The organism is Virgibacillus sp. 7505, assembly GCF_002272135.1.
GTDB lineage: Bacteria > Bacillota > Bacilli > Bacillales > Amphibacillaceae > Terribacillus.
Genome location: NZ_NPBF01000520.1, coordinates 1 through 203 on the forward strand (window position 1 = coordinate 1; position 203 = coordinate 203).

The 203-nt window shown below is 48.8% G+C and carries 1 protein-coding gene; it reads left to right on the forward strand.

Features of this window, described 5'->3' with window-relative positions; genetic code table 11:
- A partial coding sequence (locus tag CHH91_RS20050; protein ID WP_353615347.1) for an aminomethyltransferase beta-barrel domain-containing protein occupies positions 1-175 on the forward strand: 175 nt, incomplete at its 5' end.
- Positions 176-203: the final 28 nt, after the last annotated feature.

A 203-nucleotide genomic window follows, 5' to 3' on the forward strand; every position in this document is an offset into this window, starting at 1 on the left:
GTATCGTCAAGAAGACCAAGGCGTTACCGTATTTCCGAAGGAAGATGGCCGTGCGTTTATTCAGTTTGACCAGCCACAACGCGCGATTACGCCAGGACAAGCAGTTGTGTTGTATGAAGGAGATCGTTGCATTGGTGGCGGCGTGATTGACAAAATTCACCGGGAAAATGCGTAAACCGCGTTTTCCTTTTTAGCTTTCGGAG